We start from the raw sequence: 13,047 nt of genomic DNA on the forward strand, positions 1-13,047 counted from the left end.
TATGATTTGCCGGTGACTGCTCAACTGGAGAGAACCGAAACCCGCTCGTTGATACAAGGCCGTGTGCTCGTCTTCGCTGCGATTGCGATGTCTGCGCTCGTACTTCGACTTGCGGTGACCTCGTTCTCGCCCTTGGCGGCCGAGATTCGCGACGAGATCGGCTTCTCCGCCTCGATCGTCGGTGTCTTCGGCATGGTTCCGACCGCAATGTTCGCCATCTTCGGTCTCGTCACTCCCGCCATCGCGAAACGTATCGGGCTCGAGCGAACGGCCCTCGTTGCGATGCTCATGGCCGGCGTCGGAATGTTGTTGCGCGCCATGATGTCTCAGACATGGTCGTTGCTGGCCCTCTCGGCTCTGGCACTGGCAGGCATGGGAATCGGCAATGTCGTGATCCCACCGTTGGTCAAGCGGTACTTCTCGGATCGCCTCGCCACCATGAGTTCGGTCTACATCGTGGCCGTGCAGATCGGCACCATCGTTCCGGCGTTTGTCGCAGTCCCGGTTGCCGACGCCTTCGGGTGGCGGTTCTCGATCGGCTGGTGGTCCGCCTTCGGCTTCGCCGCAGCAGTGCCGTGGTTGATCACCCTCGCTCGCTCGCGCAAGGCTCGCGCGAACGAAGCCGGGTCCGTCGAGAATGCATCGGATTCGGTTGCGGCAGTGGCAGAACAGCCACGCGGTCAGGTCTGGCGTTCTCCCGTGGCCTGGGGGATGGCCGGCATGTTCGGCATGACCTCACTGATCACGTATTCGATGTTCACGTGGATTCCCTCGATCCTTCGTGACGCCGGAGCCAGTGATGCCTTCGGCGGAACGATGGTCGGAATGTTCTCGGTGATCGGGCTCGTCGCAGCTTTCGGTGCACCGACGCTGTGCGCCCGCATGGCCAATCCCTTCTCTGTCGTGATCGCGTGTGCCGTCTGCTACCTGGTCGGCATGGGCGGGCTGTACTTTGCCCCGATGGCGGCGCCGGTCGTGTGGGTTGTCGTCTTGGGCCTCGGTCCGAGCACGTTCCCGATGTCGCTCACGCTGATCAACCTGCGTACTCGTTCGCACATCGGTTCCTCGGCACTGTCCGGCTTCACCCAGGGCATCGGCTACTCCGTTGCCTGCCTCGGTCCGCTCCTGTTCGGCGTTTTCCACGACGTGTCCGGTGGATACGCTGCGCCGTTCGGCCTGCTCGTCGTCGCTGTGATCGTGGTGCTCCTGGGCGCCTACCAGGCATGTAAGCCTCGGATGCTCGAGGATTCCTGGCACGCACCTGCGAAAAACTAGCTCACACCCGGTCTTGTTACCGGGTGAGGATCAATTGACTTCGCGGTCATCGCACGCAGCACCGGCGCAATAACCGTTTTCTACCTTTGGGTCTCCAACATATTCAGGAGGCCCTGGTGAGTCATTACATCGAGCATTGGGATGCAGAGGACGTCGACGCCTGGGAATCCGGCGGCAAGGACATCGCGAAGCGGAACCTGATCTGGTCAGTGGTAGCCGAACACGTCGGCTTCTCGATCTGGTCGATCTGGTCCGTGATGGTGTTGTTCATGCCGACGGATATCTACGGCATCGACGCGGCCGGAAAGTTCTTCCTCGTCGCAGTGCCCACACTTGTCGGGTCGGTCCTCCGCATTCCCTACACGGTTGCCACCGCACGGTTCGGCGGTCGTAACTGGACCGTCATGAGTGCGCTGTTCCTCTTCGTACCAACACTTCTCACGCTCTACCTGATGATGAACCCGGGTGCGTCGTACACCACGTTCATGTTGGTAGCGGCCACTGCAGGTATCGGCGGCGGCAACTTCGCGTCGTCGATGACCAACATCAATGCCTTCTACCCGCAACGCCTCAAGGGGTGGGCGCTCGGTCTCAATGCCGGCGGCGGCAACATCGGTGTGCCGATGATTCAGCTGATCGGTCTGCTGGTGATCGCCACCGTCGGTAACCGCGCTCCGTGGATCGTCTGCGCCGTCTATCTCGTGTTCATTGCGGCCGCCGCCGTCGGTGCCGCGCTGTTCATGGACAACCTGGGCAACCAGAAGTCGGACCTGCGCTCCATGGCCAAGGCACTCAGGTTCTCCGAGTCGTGGGTGATCAGCTTCCTGTACATCGGTACGTTCGGTTCCTTCATCGGATTCAGCTTCGCCTTCGGTCAGGTTCTGCAGATCAACTTCCTCGCCGGCGGTGCCACTCCGGCCGCGGCCGCGCTGCATGCAGCACAGATCGCCTTCATCGGCCCTCTCCTCGGTTCGATCGCTCGCCCCCTCGGCGGCAAACTGGCCGACCGGATCGGCGGCGGCAAGATCACCATGTGGACGTTTGTCGCCATGGCATTCGCGGCATCGATACTCGTGACGGCCGGAACGATGGACGACAACACCGCCGGCGTCGCCAGCGCCGGAATCATGGTGACATTCGTTCTCGGATTCATCGCTCTGTTCCTGCTCTCCGGCATCGGAAACGGATCCGTTTACAAGATGATCCCGGCGATCTTCGAGGCGAAGGCTCAGAGCTTCGACCACATGGATCGAAGCGAGAAGGCGACGTGGTCGCGCAGTATCTCCGGCGCTCTCATCGGATTTGCCGGTGCGGTAGGCGGTTTGGGCGGCGTCGGCATCAACCTGGTGCTGCGCGCGTCGTACAGCAGCCCCGCGAAGTCGGCGACCATGGCCTTCTGGGTGTTCCTGGCCTTCTACATCGCCTGCATCGCAGTCACCTGGTTCGTCTTCCTGCGCAAGCCGTCGACGCTGACCACAGACGTCGACGAGGCGAAGGTCGCAGTCACGGCGTGAGCGGTCCGCAGAATCTCAGAACTATCTCGTACCTCAGGAAGTAGGCGTCATGAGCAAGTCGGTTGTTGTCATCGGACACGGAATGGTCGGACACCGATTCGTCGAGGCACTGCGTTCGCGCGACGAAGCGAACAACTGGTCGGTGACCGTACTCTGCGACGAGCAGTACGCGGCGTACGACCGAGTCGGGCTGTCCTCGTACGTCGGAGCGTGGGACCCCAAGGAACTGGCACTGGCCGGCAACGATTACGTCGGCGACAGCCTGGTCGACCTCCGTGTGGGGGAGGGCGCGCTCGCGATCGACAAAGATGCACGCACGGTCACGACGACAACCGGCGAGACGATCTCCTACGACGCTCTGGTGATGGCGACCGGTTCGTATCCGTTCGTGCCTCCCGTACCGGGGCACGACGGCGACGGATGTTTTGTCTACCGCACCCTCGACGACCTCGACGGTATCCGGGCCGCCGCCGAGAAGGCTGGTCCTGGCGCTGTCGGCGTCGTGGTGGGCGGAGGTTTGCTTGGACTCGAGGCCGCAAATGCTCTCTCGCTCATGGGGATGACGGCACACGTCGTCGAGCACAATGCGCGATTGATGCCGATGCAGGTCGACGAGGGTGGCGGCGCACTGCTCGCTCGCCTCGTCACCGAACTCGGGCTCACTGTCCACACCGGTGTCGGGACGGCGGGAATTTCGCAGGCCGACAACGGAATCGTGGTCGAACTCTCCGACGGCTCCACCATCGACGCCGCGCTGCTCGTCTTCTCCGCCGGAGTACGTCCGCGTGATCAGCTGGCCCGCGACGCCGGGATCGCAGTGGGGGAGCGCGGTGGCATCCTGACCGACCTCGGCTGCGTGACTTCGGACGAGAACGTCTACGCAGTCGGCGAATGTGCTGCGGTGGAAGGCCGTTGCTACGGTCTGGTCGCTCCCGGTTACACGACGGCCGAGATCGTGGCCGATCGTCTGCTCGGCGGCGCCGCGGATTTCCCGGGCGCGGACATGTCCACCAAGCTCAAGCTCATGGGCGTCGACGTCGCCAGTTTCGGTGACGCGATGGCGACCTCACCGGGCGCCCTCGAAGTCGTCCTCAGCGACGCGTCCAAGGGGACGTACGCAAAGCTCGTGGTCTCCGACGACGCGAAGATCCTGCTCGGCGGCATTCTTGTCGGTGACGCATCGGCCTACGCGTCGCTGCGCCCGCTGGTCGGTCGCGAACTACCCGGTGACCCGGCGACATTGATCTCGCCTGCGGGGGAGAAGCCGGGTGCAGGCTCGCTGCCCGACGACGCCGAGGTGTGCTCGTGCAACGCCGTGACGAAGGGAGCCATCTGCGGTGCAATCGCAGCCGGCGCATGCGACATCGCTTCGGTGAAGGCGTGCACCAGCGCCGGAACCACTTGTGGCGGTTGCCTTCCCACCGTGAAGCAGCTGCTGGCCGATTCCGGCGTCGTGATGTCGAAGGCACTGTGCGAACATTTCGCGCAGTCGCGGGCCGAGTTGTTCCAGATCGTCCAGTCGACGCAGACCAGAACTTTCTCGGCGCTGATCGCCAAGTACGGCAAGGGCGCCGGTTGCGACATCTGCAAGCCCGTAGTCGCTTCGATTCTGGCCTCGACGGACTCCGATCACATCCTGCACCGCCAGCAGGCGTCGTTGCAGGACACCAACGATCACTTCCTCGCGAACATCCAGAAGAACGGTACGTACTCCGTGGTACCTCGGATGCCTGGCGGCGAGGTCACGGGTGAGCAACTCATCGTCATCGGAGAAGTGGCGCGAGACTTCGGCTTGTACACGAAGGTGACCGGCGGTCAGCGCATCGACTTGTTCGGTGCCCGCGTCGAACAGTTGCCCGCGATCTGGAAGCGCCTCGTCGACGCCGGGATGGAATCGGGTCAGGCGTACGGCAAGTCCCTCCGGACGGTCAAGAGTTGCGTCGGTTCGAGTTGGTGCCGCTACGGTGTCCAGGATTCGGTGGGTATGGCCGTCGACCTCGAGAATCGCTACCGCGGTCTGCGTTCGCCGCACAAGATCAAGTTCGGCGTCTCGGGTTGCGCCCGTGAATGTGCCGAAGCGCGAGGCAAGGACGTCGGCGTCATCGCGACGGAGAACGGTTGGAATCTGTATGTGGGCGGTAACGGCGGACAGTCGCCCAAACACGCTCAGTTGCTTGCCGGAGGCCTCGACGACGCGACCTTGGTCAAGTACATCGACCGCTACCTCATGTTCTACATCCGTACTGCCGATCGCCTCCAGCGCACGGCGCCGTGGGTCGAATCACTCGAAGGCGGACTCGATCACCTCAAGGCCGTGATTTGTGAAGACAGCCTGGGTATCGGCGAGGAACTCGAGGCACTGATGGCCAAGCACGTCGAGGGTTACCAGGACGAATGGGCCGGTGTGCTGGGTGATCCGGAGAAATTGTCGAGGTTCGTCTCGTTCGTCAACGCACCGGAAGAAGCCGACCCGACGGTTGTGTTCGACGAGACCGGAGTGCGCAAGGTTCCGGTCCTGATGGGCATGCCGAGCATCCCCACGCGCCGGTAATAGTCGCGTAACCCGTGGGAAACACGGGATCCGTAGAAACGTAGACAAGAACCCGCGCGACGTTGTCGCCGGATCGACAGGAGGACTTCGATGAGTGTCATCGATGCGCAGATCGCCAAGCTGGATTCGGATCGACTCGAATGGACGTCGGCCTGCCCGCTGAGCCATCTGATCCCTGGACGCGGAGTTGCCGTGCTTCTTCGCGGCGGCGAGCAGGTGGCACTGTTCCTACTCGAGGACGGCACACTCCGGGCTGTCAGCAACTTCGATCCGTACGGCCGCGCCGCGGTGATGTCTCGCGGACTCGTCGGCGACCGGGACGGTGAGCCGATCGTGGTCTCGCCACTGCTCAAGCAGGCGTTCTCGCTGGTCGACGGCCGGGCGCTGGACGACTCGTCGGTTGCGCTGCCGGTGTACGGCGTTCGCGTGTGGGCTGGAGTCGTTCAGGTACACAGCCTGCAGATGCAGGGCGTTCGCTCGACTGTCTCCGATGCAGTCTCGTGAGTGACGACATGCCGTTGGCTGGATTCACGGTAGGTATCACTGCTTCGCGCCGCGCCGAGGAGTTCGCGACCTTGCTGACTCGTCGGGGAGCGGATGTCGTTCACGCTCCGGCGATTCGAATCATTCCGTTGGCCGACGACCGTGAGCTCGAAAGGGTGACACAGCAGATCATCTCGGATCCTCCCGAGGTGGTCGTCGCCACCACCGGCATCGGGTTCCGGGGTTGGCTGGAAGCCGCCGACGGATGGGGCGAAGCCGAAAGTCTCGGTTCTGCGCTCGGTTCGGCTCGTTTACTCGCGCGAGGACCGAAGGCCAAGGGAGCAATCCGCGCGGCCGACCTTCGTGAGGAATGGTCACCGGCATCCGAGTCTTCCGCCGAGGTGCTCGAACATCTTCTGGCAGAAGGTGTCTCGGGAAAGCGGATCGCTGTACAACTGCATGGTGCGACCACCGAGTGGGAGCCGATTCCCGACTTCTGTCAGGTGTTGCGCGAGGCCGGCGCCGAGGTCATCGCGGTCCCTGTCTATCGATGGGAACCGCCGGAGGATCCGACGCTGCTCGACCGGATGATCGACGCCATCGCGTCAGCCGGAATCGACGCCGTCAGTTTCACCAGTGCACCGGCCGTAGCCTCGATGTTGATGCGAGCCGACAAGACCGGGGATCTCGGAGACATTCTCGACGCGATGCGGGGTCCGGTGGCGGCCATGTGCGTCGGCCCGGTCACCTCCGCGCCGCTCGAAGCGTTGAATGTACCGACCACGGCCCCGGCGCGGGCACGTCTGGGCGCGCTAGCGCGACACATCGTCGACGAACTCCCGCAGCGAGCCAACAAGATTCAAGCCGGCGAACACGAAATCAGCATTCGCGGCGGTTGCGTAGTCGTGGACGGTGAAGTGAAGCAATTGCCGCCGGCTGCGATGTCGTTGATCCGCACTCTCGGTGCGAGTCCCGGTCGAGTCGTCTCCCGCGACGAACTTCTGGCTTCTCTTCCCGGCGGCGGCGGCGACACCCACGCCGTCGAGACCGCCGTCGCCCGATTGCGCGCGTGCCTCGGTGCGCCCAAAGCCGTTCAGACGGTGGTCAAGCGGGGCTATCGACTTGCCCTCGACCCCGGCGACTACGTACAGAATCCCGGTGACTATGCAACGCGATGACGATGTACTCGTACTGGTAGCTCACGGCACGCGTAGTGCACGTGGCGTGGAAATGGTTGCCGCGCTTGCCGACGCCGTCGGCACGCGCGTCGGACGCACGCGCGTTGCCTTTGTCGATGTGCTCGGTCCGTCACCTTCGGAAGTCCTCCGGGACACTCCGGGGCGAGCGATTCTCGTACCGGCCTTCTTGGCGTCCGGCTACCACGTTCACACCGATGTTCGACGCGAAGTGGCGATCAGTGAGCACTCGGCCGTGAGTGTGACGCCGGCACTCGGACCCGATCCGGCGCTTGCACGCGTGTTGCTTCGGCGCTTGACCGAAGCGGGGTGGAATCCGGGTGACGCGACAGTGCTTGCTGCCGCCGGGTCCTCCGATGCGCGGGCGCTGCGAGACGTCGAGCGTGCTGCGCTGATGCTTGCCGAAGCGGCGGGGACTCGTGTCGACATCGGGTACATCGCGACCGGGGAGCCGAAGGTAGCCGATGTTGTTGCAGCAGCACGCGTTCGCGGCGCGAAGCGAGTTTTTGTCGCCTCGTACCTCCTCGCGCACGGGCTGTTCCACGAAAGGTTGCACGCTGCAGGAGCCGATGGTGTGACCGAACCGCTCGGCGTCGATCCGGGAGTGGTGGACCTTGTCGTGAATCGGTATGAGAGTGCGCGAAGGGAACTAGTATCGCTGCATGACGTCTCACTCCGTAACGCCGACGTATGCCGACCTGGTCGCAGCAGTTCGTGAATCCGACGTCAAGGCACAGGCTCTCATCGGTGCACTGACCGAAGAGCAGGCGCGGGAGCCCTCCGGGCTCCCCGGGTGGAGTCGGGGACACGTCGTGACGCACATGTCGCGCAACGCCGACGCGCTGGGCAGATTTGTTGCCGGCGTGCAGGGCGGCGAATCGGGGGAGATGTATCCAGGGGGGCCGGATGCGCGCAATGCTGCAATCGAAGAGGGCGCAGATCGCCCGGCTGAATTGTTGGCCCTCGACTACCGCTTCTCGGGAACGAGGCTGGTCGACGCGTTGTGCGAGATCCCGACAGATCGACTGAACACACCGGTGCCGTGGCGCAAACCTGTGACGGCATTCGATCTACCGATCCTGCGCTGGAACGAGATCGAGATTCACCTGATGGACCTCGACATCGGTTACACCTGCCACGACTGGCCTGCCGAGTTCGTGGAATTCACTCTCGCCAGTCAGTTGGGCGCACTCGAGACGGCGGTCCCGGGTGTACGAGTGCCGTCGCTGTCCGACGCGGAGACCTTGGCCTGGTTGGTCGGGAGGCCGACGAGGGTGGGGCTGCCGACTCTCCCTGCCTGGCCGTTCTGAGATGCAGCCGTTCTGAGATGCAGCCGTTCTGAGAGTTAGAACAGGGTGGGGGCGCTCACGTCGTTGCGTGCTTGGGCCAATCGCGCACTCCACCTTTTCACCAACCACATCTCGACGATCTCGGGTTGGGTGCCGGCGGCATAGGCCCAGCTGTCGAGAAGTTCGCAGTACCGGCGGTAGCGACGCGTCGTGAAGCCGGTGACGGAAGGATCCTCGAGCCAGCCCTCGTGGATGAGCGTCGAGACTCCGTACTGGTCGATCATCTGAGCGCGTCGGCCTTCGTCCTGTACGCCCACTGCCCACATGAAAGCGGCCATCAGCGATACCCCGACACCGGGGGTGAGTGGCCACCCGGACCAGGTGTCGCGCCGGACGACGGGCATCGACTTGTTTTTCGAGCAGTGATCGAGAATGGCTGTGATCTGGGTCAGCGGATCCTCGTCCTCGCGGTGATGGGGATTGAAGACGTTGGGGAACCGCCGTGTGAAACGTCGGCTCTCGTGCGAGCCCTGCCAGGCCGCGCAGAGAAACAGTAGTCCGAGGCCGTCGTGCTGGGCGACAACGAGATCGCTCGACGGGCGAAGGTCGTTGCGTTGAACGATGGCTCGACCTTCGGTGATCACTTTGCCGTCGAGATCACGCCCGCGAAGGCTGATGGTGTGGCCGGCGTCCTTCAGGTGTGCGTTCCACCAATCCAGGTCGACGGTGGCTTCGTCGTCGAGGACGTGCAGTGGAAAGGTGCGGGAGCGGCACCACTCGACCAATGCGTCCGGCGGTTCGAATCCTTCGTCGACACGATTCATGGCGCGATGATCCCACGAGTCGCCGACAGTAATTCGTGCGACGCGCAGTCCACCGGGATGGAACCGGACACTCGCGGTACGCTCCGCTCATGAAATTCGCGTCCTCGCAGGTGCGGTCGGCGCTGTGGACGGTAGCCATCGCTTTGGCGGCCACGAGTCTGAGCGGATGTATCGGTGCCGTCGATCGGATGGATTTCGACAATCAGATGCGCGAACGTGGCGGTGGGATGACGTCGGAGTTGGTGCGAGGCGGGTTCGACAGCCTCGCACATAGATACGGCGTCGACGCGGTATCGGTGACCAGCATCGACATCAGCCCGATCGAGACGCTCGGAGTCACCGTTCGAGACCCCGGGAAGCCGACCCAGCTCGACAGATTCTCTTTCGACGGAGTCATTCTCGGCGAGCCGAGCCCCGTGCAAGTCAGTGTCACCGACGATCTCGATGCACGATCGTTCACGCTGGATCAAGTGCCGGCATTGACGAACCTCGAGAAGTTGGTCGACGACGCGCTGGAGAACAGCGGTGTCGACGACGGCGAAGTCACCGGGATCTCGGTCAGTCGCACCGAGGCGATTCGCGCATCCGTGATGGTGGAATCTCCACGCTCGCGGGCGCTGGTGGTCTTCGAGCCTGACGGAACTCCCTTCCTGGTGCACCCGCTGTGAGCCGCCGTATCGCTCCGTTGGTGATCTCCGTAGTGGTGATCGTGGTCGTGGGAATCTTTGCTGCACTACTGTCTTCGGTGATCTGGCCAGGACAGGTCGCTCATTTGGCGCCGATTTTCTGTGAAGCTCCCACATCGAGCGCGATGGTCGTCTCGGATACCTTTTCCGACGGCGACGGTACGTCCACCAATTTCACGCTGTACTGCGTCGGACCGCGCGGTCAGACCGTTGATGCCGGCTGGTTGCTGCCGTTCTTAGTGCTGTGGGGCGTGTATTCGCTGGTGCTTGCGACAGTGGTCGGCGTGGTCGGGGTCAACCGGCGTAGGCGCCCAAACGACTGACCCGATCAGCGTGGGAGGACAACCACTTCGGCGACGGCACCGTCTTCCGCGTGTGGCGGAACGAGTGCAAACGCGGAGCGCCCGATCAACCCCGCCAGGTGTGCGGTACGTACAGACGGTTCGGCGCGCCAGCGACCGTCGGCGGATTGTGTGACCGGCAGTAGGCGTACCGCATCGGAAGTCACCGCAGCGGCGTTCTCGATGATGCCGAGCAGTGGCGGTGGTGTGTCGCTTCCCGTCAAGGCGGCCACGACGGTGGGCAGCATCGTCAACAGGGTGGTCACTGCGGCGTAAGGGTTGCCGGGGAGGCCGAGAACCACCCGACCACTGGGCAGGACAGCCGTTATCTGAGATCCGCCCGGGCGCGAGGCGACTCGCCCGACAATCGTGCGAGCGCCGAGTCGATCGAGCGCACTGCGCATTTCGTCGGCAGCGCCGCCGCCCGTCGCACCAATGACAACAAGCAGGTCCTGTTCAGTCGCATCCGCCAGTACACGCTCGAAACTGTCGGCCGTGTCCCTCAGGTGCGAATTCGCCACGCACCGTACGCCGTTGCTTTCCAGTAGGTAGGGGAGAATCCCACCGACGGAGTCGCGGGTCTGACCTTCACGCAGTGGACCGGTCCGCCGGATCTCGTCGCCGGTGACTGTCACGCGTGCCCGTACCGGACCACGGACGAGGGCGTCGAACACTTCACCGCTGGCAGCTGCGGAGACCACCGCCGGAGTCACCGCGGTACCAGTCGGGGCGATCGTGAATCCGGTGGTCCAATCTTCCCCTCGTGGTCGAGCGTCGTTGCGGTGCGGCGCATCCGGCAGTCTCCGTACCATCCGAGATGGCTCGTCGACGGACAGATACTCGTCACGAATCACCGAGGTGGCGCCGAGGGGCAGGTGTGCTCCCGTGGCAATGCGAATCGCTTCGCCTTCACCGAGTTCGAGTTGCCCGTCGGCGCCCGCGATACGGATCTCGGTGCGGATTCGCCAGGGACCCTCGCCGGAGACGGCGTACCCGTCCATCGCCGAGACATCGGATCGAGGAAGATCACCCAGGGCGACGAGAGGCTGCGCGAGCGTTGCTCCGAGACTGTCGGCGAGGGCGGCCCGGTGTGGTGATAATGCTGTCAGTGAGTTCCTGACGGCGGCGCGGGCTTGCTCGATCGTCAGGCGCGGATGGTTTCGCGCGCGGTCGATGTCCGCCGGTGTGTCGCAGTCAGTGGTGCCAGTGACACGCAGCGTCGAGAACGGTTCGGTGACAATCGCTTTCATAGGTTGATTCTCCAACCCCGAACTCTCCCGCAATGTGGACAGGCGTTGCCGGAGCTCGCGAAATGTCCACGCGGAGAGCAGGAATTGGGTTCGGTTGTTCTCGTCCACGGCACACGTCACCGGACTGTCCGTCGACGTGGCAGCTATCAAAGCGTCGACTGATACGGCCTCGATGTGCGGCAGATCGGACGCCAGGACCACCACCACGGCGTCGTCGGGTAACCGGGTCGCAGACAATCCGGCCCAGATCGCCTCGACAGGGCCGGCTCCGGCCGGAGTTTCCTGAGTTTGAGTGATGCCAGGATCAAGTTCAGGGCGATGTGGACCGACCACGACGACGGCGTCCAGATGCGCCGTCGCTGAAAGCGCGATGTCGAGGAGCCTGCGGCCGTGAACGAGCAGGCCGGGTTTGTCGACACCACCCATTCGGGTCCCGCGACCACCCGCCAGAATGAGGGCGGCTGTCGGCGGCGTGACGGTCATACCTCCATGCTGCCCCATCGCCCGCGTCACGACGACCGGTGACACGTGAATCAGAAGTGATACCGAGCTTTCTTCAGGTCGATCCGACCGTCCTTGATCGGCACGCCTTCGAGTTCGAGCTTGGCGATCTGACGATGAGCCAGGTGCGCCGACGGTTTGCCGGAGGCGCCGAGAACCCGATGCCACGGCAGGTCGGCAGAGTCCGTTCGCATGATCCAACCGACCGTGCGAGCACTGGAAAGTCCTGCAGCATCAGCGATATCGCCGTACGTCGCCACGAAACCGGCCGGAATCGACGCGATGAGGCGCCGTACCTCTTCGATCTGCTCTTCGGTGGTGGCTGCCATGTCGGTTCCTTCAGAGCATGCTGCGAACGAGGGCGGCGACTTCGTCGGCCCGCACGTGCGGGACCATGTGGTCACAGTCGAATTCGACACCGGTCAGATTTTCACCGAGGTGCTCGGTGAGCGCTGCCCGGAACTCGTCGGTGACGTACGGCGGTTGGACCTTCATCGCCTGAACCAGCACGGTGGGCATCGACGACGGAGGCAGCACGATCGGGCGAGCGAGTTCGCCCCACCCGGTCACGATCGCGGGCGTGGACAGGCGCCAGTTGACGCGTCCATTGCCCAGTTCGATCAGGTGTTCCGCCATCTCGACGTCGAGGTCCTGTGTGGGAACCTCACCCCACGAGCCGTGAATCTTCTCGGAGTAGGCCTCTGCCGCATCGGTGTAATCCGGTGAGCCGATTGTGAGTTCGGCCACTTCCTGCATGAAAGTCGGATCCAACCCGATCGCCGGGTCGAGCAGGACGAGCCCACGAACGCGTTCCGGTGCGGTGGCCGCGAGGTGCAGCGCCAGCATTCCGCCGAAAGAATGCGCGACGATCACCACCGGTCCGGTGGCATGTTCGTCGAGCGTCTCCAGCAGGCTCGCCACGTGGGATTCGATGTTCCACGGAGGAGCCCAGGTGGAACGCCCGTGACCGCGTAGATCCGGCGAGATCCAGCGCGCTTCGGGCAGTTGGTTCTCGGCCATCGACTGCCAACGTCGGCCGTGACCGGTCAGACCGTGCAGCGAAAGGATCTCCGGTGCCCCGACGGGTCCGTAGAGATACGTATGGAGTGCAGACACGAGGTCAATCATGCCGGAAGC

Annotated in this window: 13 protein-coding genes; 9 read left to right on the plus strand and 4 right to left on the minus strand. The window is 63.7% G+C overall.

Translation table 11 applies throughout. The features are described 5' to 3' along the window. Positions 1-12: 12 nt before the first annotated feature. The 7 genes from AOT96_RS21375 to AOT96_RS21405 all read left to right on the plus strand — a co-directional run bounded on the left by AOT96_RS21375 (position 13) and on the right by AOT96_RS21405 (position 8,329). A complete protein-coding gene (locus tag AOT96_RS21375; protein WP_065352230.1) occupies positions 13-1,275 on the plus strand; it encodes an MFS transporter in 1,263 nt (420 codons plus the stop codon). A gap of 113 nt (positions 1,276-1,388) precedes the next feature. Further along, the gene (locus AOT96_RS21380; RefSeq protein WP_085998905.1) at positions 1,389-2,789 is read left to right on the plus strand and encodes an MFS transporter; all 1,401 of its coding nucleotides are present in this window, start codon (positions 1,389-1,391) and stop codon (positions 2,787-2,789) included. A gap of 49 nt (positions 2,790-2,838) precedes the next feature. Beyond that, positions 2,839-5,340 (plus strand): nitrite reductase large subunit NirB, encoded by a 2,502-nt coding sequence (nirB, locus tag AOT96_RS21385; RefSeq protein ID WP_003942314.1) that lies wholly within the window; start codon positions 2,839-2,841, stop codon positions 5,338-5,340. 90 nt (positions 5,341-5,430) lie between these two features. Next, a complete protein-coding gene (nirD, locus tag AOT96_RS21390) occupies positions 5,431-5,844 on the plus strand; it encodes a nitrite reductase small subunit NirD (protein ID WP_042922175.1) in 414 nt (137 codons plus the stop codon). After that, positions 5,841-7,001, plus strand: coding sequence for a uroporphyrinogen-III synthase (locus AOT96_RS21395; RefSeq protein WP_007731238.1), 1,161 nt, complete (start codon positions 5,841-5,843; stop codon positions 6,999-7,001). The genes nirD and AOT96_RS21395 overlap by 4 nt, the downstream gene beginning before the upstream one ends. Beyond that, positions 6,988-7,737 carry a sirohydrochlorin chelatase gene (locus tag AOT96_RS21400; protein ID WP_037130090.1) on the plus strand — a complete coding sequence of 250 codons (750 nt, stop codon included), beginning with the start codon at positions 6,988-6,990 and terminating at the stop codon, positions 7,735-7,737. The genes AOT96_RS21395 and AOT96_RS21400 overlap by 14 nt, the downstream gene beginning before the upstream one ends. Continuing rightward, on the plus strand, positions 7,682-8,329 hold the full coding sequence (locus AOT96_RS21405) for a maleylpyruvate isomerase family mycothiol-dependent enzyme (protein WP_058226479.1): 648 nt from the start codon (positions 7,682-7,684) through the stop codon (positions 8,327-8,329). The genes AOT96_RS21400 and AOT96_RS21405 overlap by 56 nt, the downstream gene beginning before the upstream one ends. A 35-nt stretch (positions 8,330-8,364) precedes the next feature. On the opposite strand, the gene AOT96_RS21410 is transcribed toward AOT96_RS21405, so the two are convergent. Beyond that, positions 8,365-9,132, minus strand: coding sequence for an 8-oxoguanine DNA glycosylase OGG fold protein (locus tag AOT96_RS21410; protein WP_003942311.1), 768 nt, complete (start codon positions 9,130-9,132; stop codon positions 8,365-8,367). An 89-nt stretch (positions 9,133-9,221) separates the two neighbouring features. On the opposite strand from AOT96_RS21410, the gene AOT96_RS21415 reads away from it, so the two are divergent. Next, entirely contained in the window at positions 9,222-9,800 is a 579-nt protein-coding gene (locus tag AOT96_RS21415; protein ID WP_042922177.1) for a hypothetical protein, read from the plus strand. Beyond that, positions 9,797-10,141: a hypothetical protein gene (locus AOT96_RS21420; protein ID WP_054826395.1), complete on the plus strand. Its 345-nt coding sequence runs from the start codon at positions 9,797-9,799 to the stop codon at positions 10,139-10,141. Before AOT96_RS21415 ends, AOT96_RS21420 begins: the two co-directional genes overlap by 4 nt. 5 nt (positions 10,142-10,146) lie before the next feature. Here AOT96_RS21420 and AOT96_RS21425 read toward each other — a convergent pair whose 3' ends face one another. The 3 genes from AOT96_RS21425 to AOT96_RS21435 are packed head-to-tail and all read right to left on the minus strand — an operon-like array spanning position 10,147 to position 13,038. Continuing rightward, positions 10,147-11,892 (minus strand): NTP transferase domain-containing protein, encoded by a 1,746-nt coding sequence (locus AOT96_RS21425; RefSeq protein WP_065352892.1) that lies wholly within the window; start codon positions 11,890-11,892, stop codon positions 10,147-10,149. Positions 11,893-11,942: 50 nt separating this feature from the next. Further along, positions 11,943-12,239: an MGMT family protein gene (locus AOT96_RS21430; protein WP_003942322.1), complete on the minus strand. Its 297-nt coding sequence runs from the start codon at positions 12,237-12,239 to the stop codon at positions 11,943-11,945. Between the two features lie 10 nt (positions 12,240-12,249). Next, the gene (locus tag AOT96_RS21435; RefSeq protein ID WP_065352231.1) at positions 12,250-13,038 is read right to left on the minus strand and encodes an alpha/beta hydrolase; all 789 of its coding nucleotides are present in this window, start codon (positions 13,036-13,038) and stop codon (positions 12,250-12,252) included. Between the last annotated feature and the right edge of the window lie 9 nt (positions 13,039-13,047).

Origin of the sequence: Rhodococcus sp. 008 (assembly GCF_001682295.1) — a bacterium.
Classification (GTDB): Bacteria; Actinomycetota; Actinomycetes; order Mycobacteriales; family Mycobacteriaceae; genus Rhodococcus_F; species Rhodococcus_F qingshengii.

Bases quoted from the DNA above. Each gene is read 5' to 3' on its own strand.
- nirB (WP_003942314.1), top strand. From the start codon at position 2,839: ATGAGCAAGTCGGTTGTTGTCATCGGACACGGAATGGTCGGACACCGA.
- nirD (WP_042922175.1), top strand. From the start codon at position 5,431: ATGAGTGTCATCGATGCGCAGATCGCCAAGCTGGATTCGGATCGACTC.
- AOT96_RS21400 (WP_037130090.1), top strand. From the start codon at position 6,988: ATGCAACGCGATGACGATGTACTCGTACTGGTAGCTCACGGCACGCGT.
- AOT96_RS21405 (WP_058226479.1), top strand. From the start codon at position 7,682: ATGACGTCTCACTCCGTAACGCCGACGTATGCCGACCTGGTCGCAGCA.
- AOT96_RS21410 (WP_003942311.1), bottom strand. From the start codon at position 9,132: ATGAATCGTGTCGACGAAGGATTCGAACCGCCGGACGCATTGGTCGAG.
- AOT96_RS21415 (WP_042922177.1), top strand. From the start codon at position 9,222: ATGAAATTCGCGTCCTCGCAGGTGCGGTCGGCGCTGTGGACGGTAGCC.
- AOT96_RS21425 (WP_065352892.1), bottom strand. From the start codon at position 11,892: ATGACCGTCACGCCGCCGACAGCCGCCCTCATTCTGGCGGGTGGTCGC.
- AOT96_RS21430 (WP_003942322.1), bottom strand. From the start codon at position 12,239: ATGGCAGCCACCACCGAAGAGCAGATCGAAGAGGTACGGCGCCTCATC.
- AOT96_RS21435 (WP_065352231.1), bottom strand. From the start codon at position 13,038: ATGATTGACCTCGTGTCTGCACTCCATACGTATCTCTACGGACCCGTC.